We start from the raw sequence: 18,043 nt of genomic DNA, 5'->3' as shown, positions 1-18,043 counted from the left end.
TGGGCAACGTCTGACAAATTATTTCGCCATATCCTCCAGCAAACGCGGCGACGTCTGGCATCAAACACCTTGAATCACTCGTAGCCTGATCACTACCTGTATTCAAAGGATGGAATGATGAAAAACACCCTGTTCCGGTCACCGCTGATCGCACTGGCCGCCCTCTCTCTCCAGGGCTGCTCCGTACAATCTCCACCGTCCGCAATCGAAAAGGAAATTCTGCTGCAAAGCAGCAAATCCTGGGATGGCACACCTTACGCTCGTTATCCGCGTGCCGCGCCTGAGCTAACGCTGCTCAAGCTGAGGATACCGCCCAACACCCAGCTGCCCTGGCACACCCACCCCACTCCGAACGCCGGTTACATCCTCTCAGGTGAGCTGATCATCGAAGGCAGGGACAACGGCCAGACCCGGCGCATCAAACAAGGAGAAGCACTGGCCGAAATGGTCGATATCGCCCATCGCGGCGTCACCGGCGATGAACCGGTAGAACTTATTGTGTTCTATGCTGGGAGCGAGGGCATTCCATTGGCGGAGTAATCTTGCTTCGCACAGGGAGTCCGAAATGCGGCCACTTTTATTACTTCTGTTGCTGTCCCTCGCTTATCCCGTGATGGCGCAAATCTTCAAATACACCGATGCCGCCGGCAACACGGCCTACAGCAATCAACCGCCCAATGGCGTTGACGCCCAGACGGTTGATTTGCCCCCCGTCAACAGCATCCAGCGCCAACTACCCAGCGATACTGAACAGCCAGCGGCAGGCACCCGCTCCAGGCCGACCCACAACGACTACAACGTCCTGGAGCTTAGCGGGCTGCCAACCGCCGGAGTCGTGCGCGCCAACAACGGTACTTTCACGGTCGATGTGCTGATTGAACCGCGATTGCAAGGCACGCATTTATTACGCCTGTTGCTCGATGGCCAACCTTATGGCCAGCCGAGCAACGTACCGAGCCTGCAACTGATAAACATTGATCGCGGTGAACACGGTCTGGCGGTGCAAGTGATCGACGGCGAAAGAGTTGTACAGCAGAGCCCTACCGCAACCGTCACTGTTCAAAGAGCACACAAACGCTGAGGGCTATGGCTAACCGCTTGTCTGCCACCGCGCTAAGCATCCATAGCCTTGAGCGACGACAGAATCGGTCTTGAGACTCCAATAACACCGCGCAGCTTTAAGCACTATATTGGTGCAATCGATCACACTACTGCACAACTCCAACCCATTTTGGTTCGAAAGTACCCGCCAAAGCTGGCAGAACGCCACGCAATCGAGCGTCAAACGCCTGTTTCAGGCCTTTAGCGCTTCTTTTCGGAGCCTTGGTTTGGTTTTTGCATTTTGTCTGCATCAGCGCTTTATTCATGCGCGCGCCCTGCTCCAAAAGAGGTCCTGAATGACCATCAGCGACGCACTGCATCGTCTGTTACTCGACAATTTGACGACCGCAACCATTCTGCTCGACGCGCAACTGCGCCTTGAGTACATGAACCCGGCAGCGGAAATGTTACTGGCCATCAGCGGTCAGCGCAGTCATGGGCAGTTCATCAGCGAGCTGTTTACCGAATCCACCGAGGCGCTCAATTCATTGCGTCAGGCGGTTGAACAGGCCCACCCGTTCACCAAGCGTGAAGCCATGCTCACCGCCCTCACCGGTCAGACCCTGACCGTCGATTACGCGGTTACGCCAATCCTGAGCAATGGCGACACCCTGCTGCTGCTTGAAGTCCATCCGCGGGACCGCTTGCTGCGTATCACCAAGGAAGAAGCGCAGCTGTCGAAGCAGGAAACCAGCAAGATGCTGGTGCGCGGCCTCGCCCACGAAATCAAGAATCCGCTGGGCGGAATTCGCGGAGCAGCGCAATTGCTGGCCCGAGAGCTACCGGAAGAAAGTCTGAAGGATTACACCAACGTCATCATTGAAGAAGCAGACCGCCTGCGTAACCTGGTCGACCGCATGCTCGGCTCCAACAAATTGCCGTCATTGGCGATGTGCAACATTCACGAAGTGCTGGAGCGCGTTTGTCATCTGGTCGAGGCCGAAAGCCAGGGTTGCATCACTTTGGTGCGTGACTACGACCCGAGCATTCCCGACGTCTTGATCGACCGCGAACAAATGATCCAGGCCGTGCTGAACATCGTGCGCAACGCGATGCAGGCCATCAGCAGTCAGAACGAGCTGCGCCTTGGCCGCATCAGTCTGCGCACCCGCGCCATGCGCCAGTTCACGATCGGCCATGTGCGCCATCGCCTTGTGACCAAGATCGAGATCATCGACAACGGCCCGGGCATTCCTGCTGAACTGCAGGAAACCATTTTCTTCCCCATGGTCAGCGGACGCCCGGACGGTACCGGACTCGGCCTGGCCATCACCCAGAACATCATCAGTCAGCACCAGGGCCTGATCGAATGTGACAGCCACCCGGGCCACACCACCTTCTCGATCTTTCTGCCACTGGAACAAGGAGCCACATCGACATGAGCCGTAGTGAAACCGTGTGGATCGTCGATGACGACCGTTCTATCCGTTGGGTCCTGGAAAAAGCCTTGCAACAGGAAGGCATGACCACGCAAAGCTTCGACAGTGCCGATGGCGTGATGAGCCGCCTGGCGCGCCAGCAGCCGGATGTGATCATCTCCGACATCCGCATGCCCGGCGCCAGCGGCCTGGACCTTCTGGCGCGGATTCGCGAATCGCACCCACGGCTGCCGGTGATCATCATGACGGCACACTCGGATCTGGACAGCGCCGTAGCGTCCTACCAGGGCGGCGCATTCGAGTACCTGCCCAAGCCGTTCGATGTCGACGAAGCGGTTTCCCTGGTCAAGCGCGCCAACCAGCACGCCCAGGAACAACAAGGCCTGGAAGTCGCCCCGATCCTGACCCGTACCCCGGAAATCATCGGCGAAGCGCCGGCGATGCAGGAAGTGTTTCGCGCCATTGGGCGCCTGAGCCATTCCAACATCACCGTGCTGATCAACGGTGAATCGGGTACCGGTAAAGAACTGGTAGCCCATGCCCTTCATCGTCACAGCCCTCGCGCCGCGTCGCCATTCATTGCGCTGAACATGGCGGCGATCCCGAAAGACCTGATGGAGTCCGAGCTGTTCGGCCACGAGAAAGGCGCATTCACCGGCGCGGCCAACCTGCGTCGCGGGCGTTTCGAGCAAGCCGATGGCGGCACACTGTTCCTCGATGAAATCGGCGATATGCCGGCCGATACCCAGACCCGCTTGCTGCGGGTATTGGCCGATGGCGAGTTCTACCGCGTCGGCGGTCATGTGCCAGTAAAGGTCGATGTGCGAATCATCGCCGCGACCCACCAGAATCTGGAAACGCTGGTGCACGCCGGGAAATTCCGTGAAGACTTGTTCCACCGCCTCAACGTAATTCGCATCCACATCCCGCGCCTGTCGGATCGTCGCGAAGACATTCCGACCCTGGCCAAACACTTCCTCAGCCGTGCCGCCCAGGAACTGGCCGTCGAGCCGAAGCTGCTGAAAAGCGAAACCGAGGAATACCTGAAGAACCTGCCTTGGCCGGGCAACGTGCGGCAACTGGAAAACACCTGTCGCTGGATCACGGTGATGGCTTCGGGTCGCGAAGTGCACATCGGCGACCTGCCGCCTGAACTGCTGAGCCTGCCGCAGGACTCGGCGCCCGTGACCAACTGGGAACAGGCACTGCGTCAGTGGGCCGATCAGGCGCTGTCTCGCGGTCAGTCGAGCTTGCTGGACAGTGCCGTGCCGGCTTTCGAGCGGATCATGATCGAGACTGCGCTCAAACACACCGCCGGTCGCCGTCGCGATGCCGCCGTCTTGCTGGGTTGGGGGCGCAACACCCTGACGCGCAAGATCAAGGAATTGGGGATGAAGGTGGATGGCGGGGATGAAGATGAGGGGGATGAGGGCTAGGTCGTCTTCAGAAATTAGCCATTAGCGAAAAGATCGCAGCCTTCGGCAGCGCCTACAGGCCTGCGCAAGACCCTGTAGGAGCTGCCGAAGGCTGCGATCTTTTTTGTTTGTGCACCGCCGCAATGCACCGTGAACCGCAATCGCGCACAAAAACAGCTTCGAAACCCAACCTGCTTTCGCAATCGAACCCCTTCCGAAAAAACACGAAAGCCCCGAATTCAGGGGCTTTCAGCGTTTCAAAAACGGTTTCTGGTTTCACTTTGTGAAAACTGGCACGCCGCCTGCAATAGTCCATTCAGTGATTCAGTTCACTACCCGGTTTCGGGGACCTTGGTACAGGCAGGCCGGGGATTCCCCTCTTTACACGGGCTCATACCGCACTTGCGACGAGCCCAAACAGTTTTGGGGCTCCTGATACAGGCAGGTCAGGGGTTCCTTCTTTACACCAGGCTCACCCCGCATTCGCGACGAGCCGCACGTTTTGGGGACCTTGGTACAGGCAGGCCGGGGATTCCCTCTTTTATTGCTCTCGGAGATGGATCTCCAGCCGCCAGCGGTCATCGACCTCACTACCAGCCCACTCGCCTTGCAGGGGTCGGGCCGCAACCAGTGTCAGCAACACCCCCTCATCACTTAAACGAACCCGCCAGTTCACGTCCTTGTCGCCCAGCTTGAGCTGGCCTTTGTGCGTCTTGCCTTGGGCGCCGAACAACAGCGCCACACTGCCATCGACGATCTCGCCGTGGGTCTTGGGTTCATTGTTGAACCACACCACCAGACCGTCGCTCGTCACTTCAATTTGCTGCAGTTCGCTGGGGTCTGGCGTGGTCAGGCGGCCAATCATCAGCCCCACCATCACACCGACAATCGCCAGTGATGCCATCACCCGCAGGAATAGTTTCGAACGCAAGTCGGCTTGCGGCGTAGAATGCCGCTCATCTTTACCTTCGGAGCCGTGCATGTTTCACGTCATCCTTTTCCAACCAGAAATTCCGCCGAATACCGGCAACGTTATCAGGCTGTGCGCCAACAGTGGCTGCCACCTGCATTTGATCGAACCGCTAGGCTTCGAGATGGACGACAAGCGTCTGCGCCGGGCCGGCCTCGATTACCACGAGTATGCCACCCTGCAACGCCACGCAGATCTCGCCAGCTGCCTGGAAAGCCTCGGTCATCCTCGGTTGTTCGCCTTCACCACCAAGGGCTCGCGACCGTTCCACGACGCCAGTTTCCTTCCGGGCGATGCGTTCCTGTTCGGCCCGGAAAGCCGTGGTTTGCCCGCCGAAGTGCTGGACGCCCTGCCCAGCGATCAACGTCTGCGCCTGCCGATGCGTGAAGGCTGCCGCAGCCTGAACCTGTCGAACACCGTGGCCGTTGCCGTGTACGAAGCCTGGCGTCAAAACGACTTCAAATAACACCACCGTCCTTGTAGGAGCTGGCTTGCCAGCGAAAGCGATGTAACTGCCAACAGAGATGTCGAATGTTACGGCCCCTTCGCTGGCAAGCCAGCTCCTACAAAGGTCTCCATGGATCACACGGCTTCGTTTTCCCAATAAAAAAGCGCCTGTTACGGCGCTTTTTTTTCCATCCGCCGTTTATTGAACGGTCGGCGTCTCGCCGGCTGCCTGCATGCGTTGCAGCTCTTGCGCGTACAGAGCGTCGAAGTTCACCGGCGCCAGCATCAATGCCGGGAACGAACCGCGGATCACCAGGCTGTCCAGGGTTTCGCGAGCGTACGGGAACAGGATGTTCGGGCAGAACGCGCCCAGGGTGTGGCTCATCGAAGCGTCGTCCAGATTCTTGATCAGGAAGATACCGGCCTGTTGCACTTCAGCAATGAATGCCACTTCGTCACCGTTTTTCACGGTAACCGACAGGGTCAGCACGACTTCGTGGAAGTCACCTTCCAGCGCCTTTTGACGGGTATTCAGATCCAGACCGACGCTCGGCTCCCACTGCTGGCGGAAGATCGCCGGGCTTTTCGGCGCTTCGAAGGACAAGTCACGTACGTAGATGCGCTGCAAGGAGAATTGCGGTGCGGTTTCTTCTTCGCTAGCTGCAGTGTTCTGTTGGTCAGTCATCTCAGATCCTTTGTGATCTAGGGCTTTTATAGGGTATGGAATTCAGGCCTTGAGCAGCGCGTCGAGCTTGCCGGCGCGCTCCAGGGCGAACAAATCATCGCAACCACCGACGTGGGTGCTGCCGATCCAGATCTGCGGCACGGACGTGCGTCCGGCTTTCTGAGCCATGGCGGCGCGCACCTGCGGCTTGCCATCGACCTTGATCTCTTCGAAGGCCACGCCTTTGTTCTCGAGCAGGTACTTGGCTCGCGAACAGTAAGGGCAGTAATCGCTGGAGTAGACGACGACGTTGTTCATCTCACTTCACCAACGGCAGATTATCGGCTTTCCAGCTGGAGATACCACCGGACAGCTTGGCGGCCGTGAAGCCGGATTTCATCAGTTCGCGGGCGTGAGTGCCAGCAGTCTGGCCCATGGCGTCGACCAGAATGATGGTCTTGGCCTTGTGTTTTTCCAGTTCACCGACGCGAGCGGTCAGTTTGTCCTGAGGAATGTTCAGCGCGCCGACAATGTGACCGGCGGCGAAATCCTTGGTCGGACGAATGTCGATCACCACGCCTGCGTCCTTGTTGACCAGCCCGGTCAGTTCGCCGGTGCTCAGGCTACGGCCGCCGCCCTGCATTTGATAGGCAATGAGCAACGCCAGCAGTACGACGAAGATACCGACGAGAATGTAGTGGTTAGTGGCAAATTCAATCAGGTGAGCAACCATCGAAGGAGGTTCCAGGGCGTTAAAATGTCGGCCAGTATACACAGCCACTATGGTGGGCCAAACCCCGTCCGGCGGTGACGTGGCCGGAACTTCGCATTAAACTGCGACTCCCTTTTTTCATTACCCCTTTTACCTCAGCCACGAGTGGATTCCATGACTACCACGCCTAAACCTTTGGTCCTGATGATTCTCGACGGCTTCGGTCACAGTGATAACCCCGAATCCAACGCTATCTTTGCTGCGAAGAAGCCTGTGCTGGATCGCCTGTGGGCCACCGTGCCAAACGGCCTGATCTCGGGCAGCGGCATGGACGTCGGTCTGCCGGATGGCCAGATGGGCAACTCCGAAGTCGGCCACATGAACCTCGGCGCTGGCCGCGTGGTGTATCAGGACTTCACACGCGTGACCAAATCGATCCGCGACGGCGAATTCTTCGAGAACCCGACCATCTGCGCCGCGGTGGACAAGGCTGTCGCTGCCGGTAAAGCCGTGCACTTCATGGGCCTGCTGTCCGATGGCGGCGTGCACAGCCACCAGGACCACCTGGTTGCCATGGCCGAACTGGCCTACAAGCGCGGCGCCGAAAAGATCTATCTGCACGCCTTTCTCGACGGCCGCGACACCCCGCCGAAAAGCGCACAATCGTCCATCGAGTTGCTCGACGCCACGTTCCAGGCGCTCGGCAAAGGACGGATCGCCAGCATCATCGGCCGCTACTACGCCATGGACCGCGACAACCGCTGGGACCGCGTGTCCCAGGCCTATAACCTGATCGTTGACGGCCACGGCGAGTTCAACGCCGCCACCGCCCAGGAAGGCTTGCAAGCGGCTTACGCGCGTGGCGAGAGTGACGAATTCGTCAAAGCCACTTCCATCGGCGAGCCGGTGAAAGTCGAAAACGGCGATGCCGTGGTGTTCATGAATTTCCGCGCTGACCGCGCCCGCGAGCTGACCCGCGTGTTCGTCGAAGACGATTTCAGCGACTTCGAACGTGCGCGCCAGCCAAAGCTGTCCGGCTACGTCATGCTGACCCAGTACGCCGCCAGCATCCCTGCGCCGTCGGCCTTCGCTGCCGGCAGCCTGGAAAACGTGCTGGGCGATTACCTGGCGAAAAACGGCAAGACCCAACTGCGCATCGCCGAAACCGAAAAATATGCCCACGTGACCTTCTTCTTCTCCGGCGGTCGCGAAGAACCGTTCCCCGGCGAAGAACGCATCCTGATCCCGTCGCCGAAAGTCGCCACCTACGACTTGCAGCCGGAAATGAGCGCACCGGAAGTCACCGACCGCATCGTCGATGCCATCGAAAACCAGCGTTACGACGTGATCGTGGTCAACTACGCCAACGGTGACATGGTTGGCCACAGCGGTGTGTTCGACGCCGCCGTCAAAGCCGTTGAATGCCTGGACCAGTGCGTTGGACGCATCGTCGAAGCACTGGAAAAAGTCGGCGGCGAAGCGCTGATCACGGCTGACCACGGCAACGTCGAGCAAATGTCCGATGAAACCACCGGCCAGGCGCACACTGCGCACACCACTGAGCCGGTGCCTTTCATCTATGTCGGCAAACGCGACCTGAAAGTCCGTGAAGGCGGTGTGTTGGCGGACGTGGCGCCGACCATGCTGAAGCTGCTGGGTCTGGAGCAGCCGAAGGAAATGACCGGGACTTCGATTCTGGTGTAACGGGGATATCCCAACCGCCATTAAATCCTGTAGGAGCTGGCTTGCCAGCGATAGCAATCTGGCACCAACGGTATGTTGAATGTGCCGACGCAATCGCTGGCAAGCCAGCTCCCACAGTGGTTTGTGGTGTTTTCGAAATGAAATTCAACCTGACGTTGGGGCCAGTTATCACACAGTCAGAAATGGGCATTTTTTTTGCCGCCCATGGCGGGCATACTAGGCCGTCCCTTTCCCTGGTGCCGCCCGCCCCTATGCTTCGCGTCCTGATTGCCCTCGCCCTGACCTGCCTGCTCCAACCGGCTTTCGCTGACGAGCGTGCGGACACCCAACAACAGTTGGACGCCACGCGTCAGGACATCGCCGAGCTGAAAAAACTGCTGGGCAAGATCCAGGAAGAAAAAGCCGGCGTGCAAAAAGAGCTCAAGGGCACTGAAACCGAGATGGGCAAGCTCGAAAAGCAGGTCGAAACCCTGCAAAAAGAGCTGAAGAAAAGCGAATCCGAGTTGCAGCGACTCGATGCCGAGAAAAAAAAACTCCAGAGCGCGCGCACTGAACAACAACACCTGATCGCCATTCAGGCCCGTGCGGCCTACCAGAACGGTCGCCAGGAGTACCTGAAGCTGCTGCTCAACCAGCAGAATCCGGAAAAATTCGCCCGCACCCTCACCTATTACGATTACCTGAGCCAAGCCCGCCTGGAGCAGTTGAAGAACTTCAACGAAACCCTGCGCCAGCTGGCCAATGTCGAAAAAGACATCGCCTTGCAGCAAGCGCAACTGCTGGTGCAGAAAAGCAGTCTCGACACCCAGCGCGACGAACTCGACAAAGTCCGCCAGGAGCGCCAGCGAGTGCTGGCCAAGCTCAATGATGATGTGAAGGCTCGCGACCAGAAGCTGGCAGCCCGCGAGCAGGATCAGGCAGACCTGTCTAAAGTCCTTAAAACCATCGAAGAAACCCTGGCTCGCCAGGCTCGTGAGGCAGAAGAAGCGCGGCAAAAAGCGCTGATTGCCCAGCAGGAAGCCGAAAAAAAGCGTTTACGTGAGGCCCAGGCGCAGGCAGATGCCAGCGATGACGCCCCACGCAAACCGGCCAGATCGTCACCCGGAGCGCTGGTTTCCAGTTCCGGCGAAACCTTTGGTGGCCCTTTTGCGTCAACCCGCGGCAAACTTCCATGGCCTGTCGATGGTCGACTGTTGGCACGTTTTGGTGAAAGCCGTGGCGACGATACCCGGACCAAGTGGGACGGCGTGATGATCAGTGCGTCTGCCGGCAGTACCGTGCATGCGGTGCATGGCGGTCGCGTAGTGTTTGCCGACTGGCTGCGAGGTGCCGGGTTGCTGGTGATCCTCGACCACGGCAACGGTTTTTTGAGTCTGTATGGTCACAACCAGACGCTGCTCAAGTCTGCGGGTGATGTGGTTAAAGCCGGTGAGTCCATCTCCACTGTCGGTAACAGTGGCGGACAGGACACCCCAGCGCTGTATTTTGCGATTCGCCAGCAGGGTCACCCGAGTGATCCGGCACAATGGTGCCGCGCGCAAGGATAAGCGCGCCATCTAATTCAGGAGTTCGTTCGACATGCTGCATCTGTCCCGCCTTACCTCGCTGGCCCTGACGATCGCCCTGGTGATCGGCGCGCCTTTGGCGTTTGCCGCTCAACCAGCCCCGGCGGTCGCGCCTGCGGGCACTGCTGCGACCACCAAGGCGCCCTTGCCATTGGATGAGTTGCGCACGTTTGCCGAGGTGATGGACCGGATCAAGGCCGCGTATGTCGAGCCAGTGGATGACAAGACCCTCCTGGAAAACGCCATCAAGGGCATGCTCAGCAACCTCGACCCGCACTCCGCTTACCTTGGCCCGGAAGATTTCGCCGAGCTGCAGGAAAGCACCAGCGGCGAGTTCGGCGGGCTGGGTATCGAAGTCGGCGCTGAAGATGGCTTCATCAAAGTCGTATCGCCAATCGATGACACCCCGGCTTCCAAGGCAGGCATTCAGGCCGGCGACTTCATCGTCAAGATCAACGGCCAGCCAACCCGGGGCCAGAGCATGACCGAGGCCGTGGACAAGATGCGCGGCAAGATCGGCGAAAAAATCACGCTGACCCTTGTACGCGATGGTGGCACGCCGTTCGACGTCACGCTGGCCCGCGCCGTCATTCAAGTGAAAAGCGTGAAGAGCCAGTTGCTGGAATCCGGTTACGGCTACATCCGCATCACCCAGTTCCAGGTCAAGACCGGCGAAGAGGTTTCCAAGGCCCTCGCCAAGTTACGCAAAGACAATGGCAAGAAGCTCAAAGGCATCATCCTCGACCTGCGCAACAACCCTGGCGGTGTGCTGCAAGCAGCGGTGGAAGTGGTCGACCACTTCATCACCAAGGGCCTGATCGTCTATACCAAGGGCCGCATCGCCAACTCGGAACTGCGCTTCTCCGCAACGGGTAAAGATGAAAGCGAAGCCGTGCCGATGGTCGTGCTGATCAACGGCGGCAGTGCCTCGGCATCGGAAATCGTCGCCGGTGCGCTGCAGGACCAGAAACGCGCCGTCGTCATGGGCACCACCAGCTTCGGCAAAGGCTCGGTACAAACCGTGCTGCCGTTGAACAACGACCGCGCACTGAAGATCACCACGGCGTTGTACTACACGCCGAATGGCCGCTCGATCCAGGCTCAAGGCATCGTGCCGGACATCGAAGTGCGCAAGGCCAAGATCACCAGCGAGCAGGACAACGATTACTTCAAGGAAGCTGACTTGCAGGGCCACCTGGGCAACGGCAACGGCGGCGCCGACAAACCGACCGGTTCCGGCGGCAAGGCCAAGCCGATGCCACAGGACGACGATTACCAATTGGCCCAGGCCCTGAGCCTGCTCAAAGGGCTGAGCATCACGTCCGGCCGCTGAGATGTTTCTGCGGTTACTGATCGGTCTGATGTGTTTCCTGGCGGGTAGTGCATTTGCACAGCCCGCGAATCAAACGCCTCATAAGGCCTACCTGAGCCTGATCATCGACGACCTGGGGCAGAACCTGCCCCGGGATCGCCGCGTGCTGGCCCTGCCCGGCCCGGTGACCACGGCGATCATGCCCGACACACCCCACGCCACCGAATTCGCCCGCGAGGCCCATCGCGCCGGCAAGATCGTGATCCTGCACATGCCGATGGACCCGGCCACCGGGCCGTTCGCCTGGCACCCTGACTTGCCCATCGACGAACTGGAAACACGCCTGAACGCCGCACTCAAAATGGTCCCGTACACCAGCGGCATCAACAACCACATGGGCAGCCGCATGACCGCTCAGCGACCGGCCATGGCCTGGCTGATGGCGGACTTGCAGCGCCGCCACAAGTTCTTCGTCGATAGCCGCACCAGCGCGCAAACCGTCGCGGCAGCCGAAGCGCAGAAGATCGGGTTGGCGAGCGTTTCGCGAGATGTCTTTCTGGATGATGAGGCAACGGAAGCGGCGATCTTCACACAACTTCAGACGGCAATCAGTCTTGCGCGCAAGCAAGGCTCAGCGGTGATGATCGGGCATCCGTATCCGCAGACGCTGGCAGTGCTGGAGCGGGAACTGCCCAAACTCAAGACTCAGGGAATCGAGTGGATTGATATCAGGCAAATGATCAGTGTGCGCGGCAATCGGGCAACGGCGGCGCATGGTAAGGATGGGGTTTATCGCTGAAAGATCGCAGCCTTCGGCATCTCCTACGGGAAATTGCCCAACGCAGGAGCTGCCGATGGCTGCGATCTTTTAACAGGCGCTAAAGATACTTCGCCATGATCTCGTCCACCACGCCATCCTTGCGCAACTGATCCAGCGCGGCCTGCAGCCTGGCGACTGTTTCGTCTGACACGTCCTTGTTCAACGCCAGATAGAGTTCGGCGCTGTTGAAGCGCAGCACCGTCTTGAGCCCGCTCACGCCTTCCTGACGTGCCAGATAGCGTCCAGCCGGATCGCCAGTGGCCCACAGATCGATCTGGCCGCTAACCAGCTTCTTCGCGTTGTCCTGATCGCGCAAAACCACCACAGGGTTCAAACCTTGCTTGGCCAACGTCATGGCAATGGCGTCGCCCTTGTACGCGCCGATCTTGTACTTGCGCGCATCATCCAGGGTTTCGAGGGTGATTTTGCTGTCCGCCTTGGCCAGCATGATCCAGTCATCCGGACCGATCGGCCCGACCCACTTGAAGAGCCTCTCGCGATCGGGCAATCGCGCCATCACGAACGCACCATATCCGGGGTTTTCCAGGGCGAGTTTGTAGACACGCTCCCAAGGGAAACGCAGCGTCAGGCTGTAGGTAATGTCGGCGCGCTTGAACATCTCGCGGACGATGTCCACGGCGATGCCATTGATATTTTCGTCCTGAGCGAAGTTCTTGCCGTTCTTCGCCATGTTGTACGGAGGGAAATTTTCCGTGAGCAACACCAGGTCGCTATCGGGGCTGTCTTTGGCATGTGCCCCGTTGATCAACAACAGGCCAGCGCTGGCGAGAACGAGTAGAAAGCGTTTAAGCATGTCTGGCTACCGAAATCCTTGGCGTACTCAAGAGTGCCTTGAGCCCGCCATGATGTCCACTGGCCTGCATCGGTTTGTTTAACGCATCACAATTGCGCGATGAGCCATGTAGGCCTTGGCTTCCTGCACGGTGTATTCGCCGAAGTGGAAAATACTCGCCGCCAGTACCGCGCTCGCGTGACCTTCGAGAATGCCGTCCGCCAGATGCTGCAGGTTGCCGACGCCGCCGGAAGCAATCACCGGAATACCCAGCGCATCGCTGATGGCACGGGTAACGCCCAGGTCAAAGCCGTTCTTCATGCCGTCCTGATCCATGCTGGTCAGCAGGATTTCACCGGCACCCAGGCCTTCCATCTTCTTCGCCCATTCGACAGCGTCCAAGCCGGTTGGCTTGCGACCACCGTGGGTGAAAATTTCCCAGCGCGGGGTTTCGCCCGGTCCGGAAACCTTCTTCGCGTCGATGGCAACGACGATGCACTGCGAGCCGAAATGCTGAGCGGCTTCGCCGACAAACTCCGGATTGAACACCGCCGCGGTATTGATTGACACCTTGTCCGCACCGGCATTGAGCAGGTTGCGGATGTCTTGCACGGTGCGAACGCCACCGCCCACAGTCAGCGGGATGAACACCTGGCTGGCCATGCGTTCAACGGTGTGCAACGTGGTGTCGCGGCCGTCGACGCTGGCAGTGATGTCGAGAAAGGTAATTTCGTCGGCACCCTGCTCGTCGTAACGACGGGCGATTTCCACCGGGTCACCGGCGTCGCGGATGTTTTCGAATTTCACACCCTTGACCACCCGGCCGTTGTCCACGTCCAGGCAAGGGATGATGCGTTTGGCCAGCGCCATGGTCAGTCCTCAGCCTTTGTACGAATCGCAGAAAGCTTGCGCTTCAGCGACGTCGAGGGTGCCTTCGTAGATCGCACGGCCGGTGATCGCGCCGATGATGCCCGGCGCCTTGGCGTCGAGCAGCGACTTGATGTCACCGAGGTTATGGATACCGCCGGACGCGATCACCGGGATCTTCGTGGCTGCCGCCAGCGCGGCGGTGAACGGTACGTTGCAGCCCTGCATCATGCCGTCTTTGGCGATGTCGGTGTAAACGATCGAAGACACGCCGTCAGCTTCAAACTGCCTGGCCAGATCGATCACCTGAACGGTGCTGATTTCAGCCCAGCCGTCAGTGGCCACGAAACCGTCCTTGGCATCCAGACCCACAATGATTTTGCCCGGGAAAGCGCGGCAGGCTTCGGCGACGAAAGCCGGGTCTTTCACGGCTTTGGTGCCGATGATCACGTAGCTCACGCCCGCTTTCACGTAGTGTTCGATGGTTTCCAGGGAGCGGATACCGCCACCGATCTGGATCGGCAGGTTCGGGTAACGCTTGGCGATGGCGGTGACCACTTCGCCGTTGACCGGCTGACCTTCGAAGGCGCCGTTCAAGTCGACCAGATGCAGACGGCGGCAACCGCCCTCCACCCACTTGGCAGCCATGCTCACCGGGTCATCGGAGAACACTGTGGAATCTTCCATGCGGCCCTGGCGCAGACGAACACAGGCACCGTCTTTAAGATCGATAGCGGGAATAATCAGCATCTGGCAAACCTTCAAAATTGAATGTTCAGCTTGGCTCGGAAATCAGTTTTTCTCGAGCGCCCACAGGTCGCTTTCGATGCTTTCGAACCTCTCTTTGAGGTGCGTCTGCACATCGAAAATCGCCCTGTTGTAATAGTGCGGAGCAATTTCGCGGGTAAACAGCTCAAGAATCTCGGCCGCCTCGAATGTACCCAGGTCGAGTTCGAAGCGGTCTTCCATGAAACGCTTGATCTTGTGATTGGCCTCGCTCTCCTGCTCGGGAGTGAGGGTCAGAATCGGCGGCTTTTTCTTGACGGCCATTTACCAGCGACCGTCCCACGCAGCGAAGTTCTGCAGCAACTGCAGGCCATGGGTATGGCTTTTCTCCGGGTGGAACTGCACGGCGAAACGCGAGCCTTCGGCCAGCGCCGCGGCGAAATCGACACCGTAGTGACCGCCACCGACCACTTGGCGCGCATTGGCGGCAGCGATGTAGTAGCTGTGCACGAAGTAGAAACGCGCCATGTCCGGAATGTCGTGCCACAGCGGGTGACTGACCTTCTGCTTCACCTGGTTCCAGCCCATGTGCGGCACTTTCAGGTGTTCGCCGTCTTCATGCAGGTCCTTGCCGAAGAACTTCACCTGGCCCGGGAACAGACCGATGCAGTCGACGCCGTCGTTCTCTTCGCTGGTGTCGAGCAAGGCTTGCATGCCCACGCAGATGCCGAGAAACGGACGATCCTGGCTGACTTCACGCACCAGCGAATCAAAACCGAGGCGACGGATCTCCGCCATGCAATCGCGAATCGCACCAACGCCTGGGAAAACCACCCGGTCGGCTTCGCGAATCACGTTGGCATCGCTGGTGATCAGCACCTTGCCGGCACCCACGTGCTCGAGGGCCTTGGCCACCGAGTGCAGGTTGCCCATGCCGTAATCGATAACCGCGACTGTCTGCATTACAGAACGCCCTTGGTCGAAGGCATTTGCCCGGCCATGCGGTCATCGAGCTCAACGGCCATGCGCAGGGCGCGGCCGAAAGCCTTGAACACGGTTTCGATCTGGTGGTGGGTGTTGGTGCCACGCAGGTTGTCGATGTGCAGGCTGACCAGCGCATGGTTGACGAAGCCCTGGAAGAACTCCTGGAACAGGTCAACGTCGAAGCCGCCAACGGTGGCGCGGGTATACGGCACGTGCATCTGCAGGCCTGGACGGCCGGAGAAGTCGATCACCACACGCGACAGCGCTTCATCGAGCGGCACGTAGGCGTGGCCGTAGCGACGGATGCCTTTCTTGTCGCCGATGGCTTTGGCAAACGCCTGGCCGAGGGTGATACCGACGTCTTCCACGGTGTGGTGATCATCGATATGCAGGTCGCCCTTGCTGACAATATCCAGGTCGATCAACCCGTGACGGGCGATCTGGTCCAGCATGTGCTCAAGAAAAGGAACACCGATATCGAATCGGGCCTTTCCGGTGCCATCGAGGTTGATCGAGGCTTTGATCTGGGTTTCCAGAGTGTCGCGCTCGACAGACGCCTTACGTTCGGCCATCACCAGCTCCGCAAAATCATTGGGCGAAAAAGGCAGCCATTATAGGCGTGCGGGCGCGAAACAGAAACATTGGAGGTGATATGGCTGACGGAGTGAACTCATCAACCCTGGAGCTATACCTGTCATGACATGTAGGAGCTGGCTTGCCAGCGATGGCGGTGTGCCTGACACACCGCGTCGCATTGATCGCCAGCAAGCCGGCTCCTACAGAAGTTTGGCGTTAGTGGAACAGCACCGCCGTCTTCTGCAGGGTCACCCAAACACCCCACGCCAGCGGAATTCCCACCACCAGCCAAGCCGCAATCGCCAGCGGCTTGGTACCCGGCGCCGCTTTCCACTCCAGCGAAGTGCTGCTATCAGCGCCTTTGTCGTGGCCCAGCGCCTGCTCGGCGGCCAGTTCAGCATCGGTCATGAAGTACTTGTCCGCCACCGGACGCACCAGCAGGTTGCACAGGAAACCCAGCACCAGCAGGCCGGCGAGGATATACAGCGTGATGTCGTACGCTGCCGCGCGCTCGACGCCGATGCTCAACTGATATTCACGCAGGTAGTTCACCAGCACCGGTCCCAGTACGCCGGCAGCCGCCCATGCCGTCAGCAGACGACCGTGGATCGCGCCAACCATTTGCGTACCGAACAGGTCGGCCAGATACGCTGGAACCGTCGCGAAACCACCGCCATACATCGACAAAATTATGCAGAACGCCGTCACGAACAGCGCCACGCTGCCCAGGTGACCGAGGTTTGGAATCAGTCCATACAGCGCAAAGCCCAGGGCAAAGAACACGAAGTAGGTGTTTTTACGACCCAGGTAATCCGAGAACGAAGCCCAGAAGAAGCGTCCGCCGATGTTGAACAGGCTGAGCAAACCGGTGAAACCGGCAGCAATGGCAGCGATGGAAGCCAGTTGCGAAGCATCGAGCTGACCGAACGCCAGGTCATTGCCCAGCAACTTGCCACCGAACACTTCCTGCAACAGCGGCGACGCCATGCCCAGGATGCCGATACCGGCCGAAACGTTCAGGCACAGCACCAGCCAGACCAGACGGAATTGCGGGGTTTTCCACGCTACATTCACGTGTACATGGCGGTGGGTGATCATCGCATTCGAGGCTTTTTTCGCCGGGGCCGTCCAGCCTTCAGGCTTCCAGCCGGTGGGCGGAACGCGGTAGGACAACGCGCCACCGATCATGAACACGAAGTAAATCGCGGCCATTACCAGGAAGCTCTGCCACACACCGACGCTGGTTGGCGAAGCAAAATGCCCCATCAGCGCTGCGGCCAACGGCGCACCCACCATCGCGCCACCACCGAAGCCCATGATCGCCATGCCGGTCGCCATGCCCCGCTTGTCCGGGAACCACTTGATCAAAGTCGACACCGGCGAGATGTAACCCAGACCCAGGCCGATACCGCCAATGACCCCGGAGCCAATCCACATCAACCAGATCTGATGGGTATAAACCCCCAGTGCCGAAATCAGCAGGCCACCACACCAGCACAGGGCCGATACAACGCCAGCCTTGCGTGGCCCGGCATGTTCCAGCCAGCCGCCCCAGATCGCGGCCGAGCAGCCGAGGAAGATGAAAAACAGGGTGTAGATCCAGCCAAGCATCGAGATCGGCCAGTCGCACTGGGACGAAAAGACTTGTGCGATAAAGCTCATGTCCGGCGCGCAGGCGACCGGAGCGGTGACGCCCAGCGCTTTGGACAGCGGCAGCCAGAACACCGAAAATCCGTAGGCCATGCCGATGCAAAGGTGAATGGCCAGCGCGGCCGGTGGCACCAGCCAACGGTTGAAGCCGGGCTTGGCGATAATGCGCTCCTTGGACAGGAACGCAGGCTGGTCGGCATTCAAGCCGTCCGCCGTGATGCTCGAAGTCATTGTGAATCCCCCAATTATTAGTATGGTTCGCCAGCCACTGCTCACCCCGGGCCTTTATGCACGCGGGCATGACCGTTTTTTGAGTGAACACCTTGTCGCGCGACAACAGGTCGCAGAAAGACGGACG

General features: G+C 59.3%; 20 protein-coding genes. 9 read left to right on the top strand and 11 right to left on the bottom strand.

All coding sequences use genetic code 11. The annotated features are described in order from the left end of the window. Positions 1–117 precede the first annotated feature (117 nt). From QMK58_RS02305 to ntrC, 4 genes are all read left to right on the top strand, one after another. Entirely contained in the window at positions 118–540 is a 423-nt protein-coding gene (locus QMK58_RS02305) for a cupin domain-containing protein (RefSeq protein ID WP_053153199.1), read from the top strand. 25 nt (positions 541–565) lie between these two features. Next, complete coding sequence (locus QMK58_RS02300) at positions 566–1,081, top strand: DUF4124 domain-containing protein (protein WP_320395818.1); 516 nt, start codon at positions 566–568, stop codon at positions 1,079–1,081. A gap of 316 nt (positions 1,082–1,397) precedes the next feature. Continuing rightward, a complete protein-coding gene (gene glnL / locus QMK58_RS02295; protein ID WP_053153193.1) occupies positions 1,398–2,483 on the top strand; it encodes a nitrogen regulation protein NR(II) in 1,086 nt (361 codons plus the stop codon). Further along, on the top strand, positions 2,480–3,916 hold the full coding sequence (gene ntrC / locus QMK58_RS02290; RefSeq protein ID WP_053153190.1) for a nitrogen regulation protein NR(I): 1,437 nt from the start codon (positions 2,480–2,482) through the stop codon (positions 3,914–3,916). Before glnL ends, ntrC begins: the two co-directional genes overlap by 4 nt. Positions 3,917–4,436: 520 nt before the next feature. Here the strand turns inward: ntrC and QMK58_RS02285 are convergent. Further along, positions 4,437–4,877 (bottom strand): hypothetical protein, encoded by a 441-nt coding sequence (locus tag QMK58_RS02285; protein WP_053153187.1) that lies wholly within the window; start codon positions 4,875–4,877, stop codon positions 4,437–4,439. Here QMK58_RS02285 and QMK58_RS02280 point away from each other — a divergent pair. Further along, positions 4,876–5,331 carry a tRNA (cytidine(34)-2'-O)-methyltransferase gene (locus QMK58_RS02280; protein WP_320395817.1) on the top strand — a complete coding sequence of 152 codons (456 nt, stop codon included), beginning with the start codon at positions 4,876–4,878 and terminating at the stop codon, positions 5,329–5,331. The genes QMK58_RS02285 and QMK58_RS02280 overlap by 2 nt on opposite strands. Positions 5,332–5,511: 180 nt before the next feature. On the opposite strand, the gene secB is transcribed toward QMK58_RS02280, so the two are convergent. The 3 genes from secB to QMK58_RS02265 are packed head-to-tail and all read right to left on the bottom strand — an operon-like array spanning position 5,512 to position 6,709. Further along, entirely contained in the window at positions 5,512–5,997 is a 486-nt protein-coding gene (gene secB, locus QMK58_RS02275) for a protein-export chaperone SecB (RefSeq protein ID WP_053153181.1), read from the bottom strand. Between the two features lie 42 nt (positions 5,998–6,039). Then, positions 6,040–6,294, bottom strand: coding sequence for a glutaredoxin 3 (grxC, locus tag QMK58_RS02270; RefSeq protein WP_053153180.1), 255 nt, complete (start codon positions 6,292–6,294; stop codon positions 6,040–6,042). Position 6,295: 1 nt separating this feature from the next. Then, positions 6,296–6,709, bottom strand: coding sequence for a rhodanese-like domain-containing protein (locus QMK58_RS02265; protein ID WP_053153177.1), 414 nt, complete (start codon positions 6,707–6,709; stop codon positions 6,296–6,298). A 153-nt stretch (positions 6,710–6,862) separates the two neighbouring features. Between QMK58_RS02265 and gpmI the strand changes: the two genes are divergently transcribed. The 4 genes from gpmI (at position 6,863) to QMK58_RS02245 (ending at position 12,068) form a co-directional block, all read left to right on the top strand. Beyond that, positions 6,863–8,392: a 2,3-bisphosphoglycerate-independent phosphoglycerate mutase gene (gene gpmI / locus QMK58_RS02260; protein ID WP_320395816.1), complete on the top strand. Its 1,530-nt coding sequence runs from the start codon at positions 6,863–6,865 to the stop codon at positions 8,390–8,392. A gap of 251 nt (positions 8,393–8,643) precedes the next feature. Beyond that, the gene (locus tag QMK58_RS02255; protein ID WP_053153171.1) at positions 8,644–9,939 is read left to right on the top strand and encodes a murein hydrolase activator EnvC family protein; all 1,296 of its coding nucleotides are present in this window, start codon (positions 8,644–8,646) and stop codon (positions 9,937–9,939) included. A 31-nt stretch (positions 9,940–9,970) separates the two neighbouring features. Further along, positions 9,971–11,290, top strand: a complete 1,320-nt coding sequence (locus QMK58_RS02250) for a S41 family peptidase (protein WP_053153168.1) — start codon at positions 9,971–9,973, stop codon at positions 11,288–11,290. A 1-nt stretch (position 11,291) separates the two neighbouring features. Further along, entirely contained in the window at positions 11,292–12,068 is a 777-nt protein-coding gene (locus tag QMK58_RS02245; RefSeq protein ID WP_320395815.1) for a divergent polysaccharide deacetylase family protein, read from the top strand. Between the two features lie 79 nt (positions 12,069–12,147). Here QMK58_RS02245 and QMK58_RS02240 read toward each other — a convergent pair whose 3' ends face one another. From QMK58_RS02240 to QMK58_RS02210, 7 genes are all read right to left on the bottom strand, one after another. Then, the gene (locus QMK58_RS02240) at positions 12,148–12,903 is read right to left on the bottom strand and encodes an ABC transporter substrate-binding protein (protein ID WP_320395814.1); all 756 of its coding nucleotides are present in this window, start codon (positions 12,901–12,903) and stop codon (positions 12,148–12,150) included. A 78-nt stretch (positions 12,904–12,981) separates the two neighbouring features. Continuing rightward, the gene (gene hisF / locus QMK58_RS02235; protein WP_053153159.1) at positions 12,982–13,752 is read right to left on the bottom strand and encodes an imidazole glycerol phosphate synthase subunit HisF; all 771 of its coding nucleotides are present in this window, start codon (positions 13,750–13,752) and stop codon (positions 12,982–12,984) included. Between the two features lie 9 nt (positions 13,753–13,761). Continuing rightward, positions 13,762–14,499 carry a 1-(5-phosphoribosyl)-5-[(5-phosphoribosylamino)methylideneamino]imidazole-4-carboxamide isomerase gene (gene hisA, locus QMK58_RS02230; RefSeq protein WP_053153157.1) on the bottom strand — a complete coding sequence of 246 codons (738 nt, stop codon included), beginning with the start codon at positions 14,497–14,499 and terminating at the stop codon, positions 13,762–13,764. 42 nt (positions 14,500–14,541) lie between these two features. After that, a complete protein-coding gene (locus QMK58_RS02225; RefSeq protein WP_053153155.1) occupies positions 14,542–14,799 on the bottom strand; it encodes a DUF2164 domain-containing protein in 258 nt (85 codons plus the stop codon). Further along, positions 14,800–15,438: an imidazole glycerol phosphate synthase subunit HisH gene (gene hisH / locus QMK58_RS02220; RefSeq protein WP_053153152.1), complete on the bottom strand. Its 639-nt coding sequence runs from the start codon at positions 15,436–15,438 to the stop codon at positions 14,800–14,802. After that, complete coding sequence (gene hisB, locus QMK58_RS02215) at positions 15,438–16,031, bottom strand: imidazoleglycerol-phosphate dehydratase HisB (protein WP_003218037.1); 594 nt, start codon at positions 16,029–16,031, stop codon at positions 15,438–15,440. The genes hisH and hisB overlap by 1 nt, the downstream gene beginning before the upstream one ends. A 220-nt stretch (positions 16,032–16,251) precedes the next feature. Further along, complete coding sequence (locus QMK58_RS02210; protein WP_320395813.1) at positions 16,252–17,916, bottom strand: OFA family MFS transporter; 1,665 nt, start codon at positions 17,914–17,916, stop codon at positions 16,252–16,254. Positions 17,917–18,043 lie beyond the last annotated feature (127 nt).

Origin of the sequence: Pseudomonas sp. P8_241, from assembly GCF_034008315.1 — a bacterium.
In the GTDB taxonomy this organism is placed as follows: Bacteria; Pseudomonadota; Gammaproteobacteria; order Pseudomonadales; family Pseudomonadaceae; genus Aquipseudomonas.
The sequence above is the reverse complement of the archived record's forward strand: the minus strand, read 5'-3'. Positions and strand labels throughout refer to the sequence as shown.

Bases quoted from the DNA above. Each gene is read 5' to 3' on its own strand.
- QMK58_RS02305 (WP_053153199.1), top strand. From the start codon at position 118: ATGAAAAACACCCTGTTCCGGTCACCGCTGATCGCACTGGCCGCCCTC.
- QMK58_RS02300 (WP_320395818.1), top strand. From the start codon at position 566: ATGCGGCCACTTTTATTACTTCTGTTGCTGTCCCTCGCTTATCCCGTG.
- glnL (WP_053153193.1), top strand. From the start codon at position 1,398: ATGACCATCAGCGACGCACTGCATCGTCTGTTACTCGACAATTTGACG.
- ntrC (WP_053153190.1), top strand. From the start codon at position 2,480: ATGAGCCGTAGTGAAACCGTGTGGATCGTCGATGACGACCGTTCTATC.
- QMK58_RS02280 (WP_320395817.1), top strand. From the start codon at position 4,876: ATGTTTCACGTCATCCTTTTCCAACCAGAAATTCCGCCGAATACCGGC.
- QMK58_RS02285 (WP_053153187.1), bottom strand. From the start codon at position 4,877: ATGCACGGCTCCGAAGGTAAAGATGAGCGGCATTCTACGCCGCAAGCC.
- secB (WP_053153181.1), bottom strand. From the start codon at position 5,997: ATGACTGACCAACAGAACACTGCAGCTAGCGAAGAAGAAACCGCACCG.
- grxC (WP_053153180.1), bottom strand. From the start codon at position 6,294: ATGAACAACGTCGTCGTCTACTCCAGCGATTACTGCCCTTACTGTTCG.
- QMK58_RS02265 (WP_053153177.1), bottom strand. From the start codon at position 6,709: ATGGTTGCTCACCTGATTGAATTTGCCACTAACCACTACATTCTCGTC.
- gpmI (WP_320395816.1), top strand. From the start codon at position 6,863: ATGACTACCACGCCTAAACCTTTGGTCCTGATGATTCTCGACGGCTTC.
- QMK58_RS02255 (WP_053153171.1), top strand. From the start codon at position 8,644: ATGCTTCGCGTCCTGATTGCCCTCGCCCTGACCTGCCTGCTCCAACCG.
- QMK58_RS02250 (WP_053153168.1), top strand. From the start codon at position 9,971: ATGCTGCATCTGTCCCGCCTTACCTCGCTGGCCCTGACGATCGCCCTG.
- QMK58_RS02245 (WP_320395815.1), top strand. From the start codon at position 11,292: ATGTTTCTGCGGTTACTGATCGGTCTGATGTGTTTCCTGGCGGGTAGT.
- QMK58_RS02240 (WP_320395814.1), bottom strand. From the start codon at position 12,903: ATGCTTAAACGCTTTCTACTCGTTCTCGCCAGCGCTGGCCTGTTGTTG.
- hisF (WP_053153159.1), bottom strand. From the start codon at position 13,752: ATGGCGCTGGCCAAACGCATCATCCCTTGCCTGGACGTGGACAACGGC.
- hisA (WP_053153157.1), bottom strand. From the start codon at position 14,499: ATGCTGATTATTCCCGCTATCGATCTTAAAGACGGTGCCTGTGTTCGT.
- QMK58_RS02225 (WP_053153155.1), bottom strand. From the start codon at position 14,799: ATGGCCGTCAAGAAAAAGCCGCCGATTCTGACCCTCACTCCCGAGCAG.
- hisH (WP_053153152.1), bottom strand. From the start codon at position 15,438: ATGCAGACAGTCGCGGTTATCGATTACGGCATGGGCAACCTGCACTCG.
- hisB (WP_003218037.1), bottom strand. From the start codon at position 16,031: ATGGCCGAACGTAAGGCGTCTGTCGAGCGCGACACTCTGGAAACCCAG.
- QMK58_RS02210 (WP_320395813.1), bottom strand. From the start codon at position 17,916: ATGACTTCGAGCATCACGGCGGACGGCTTGAATGCCGACCAGCCTGCG.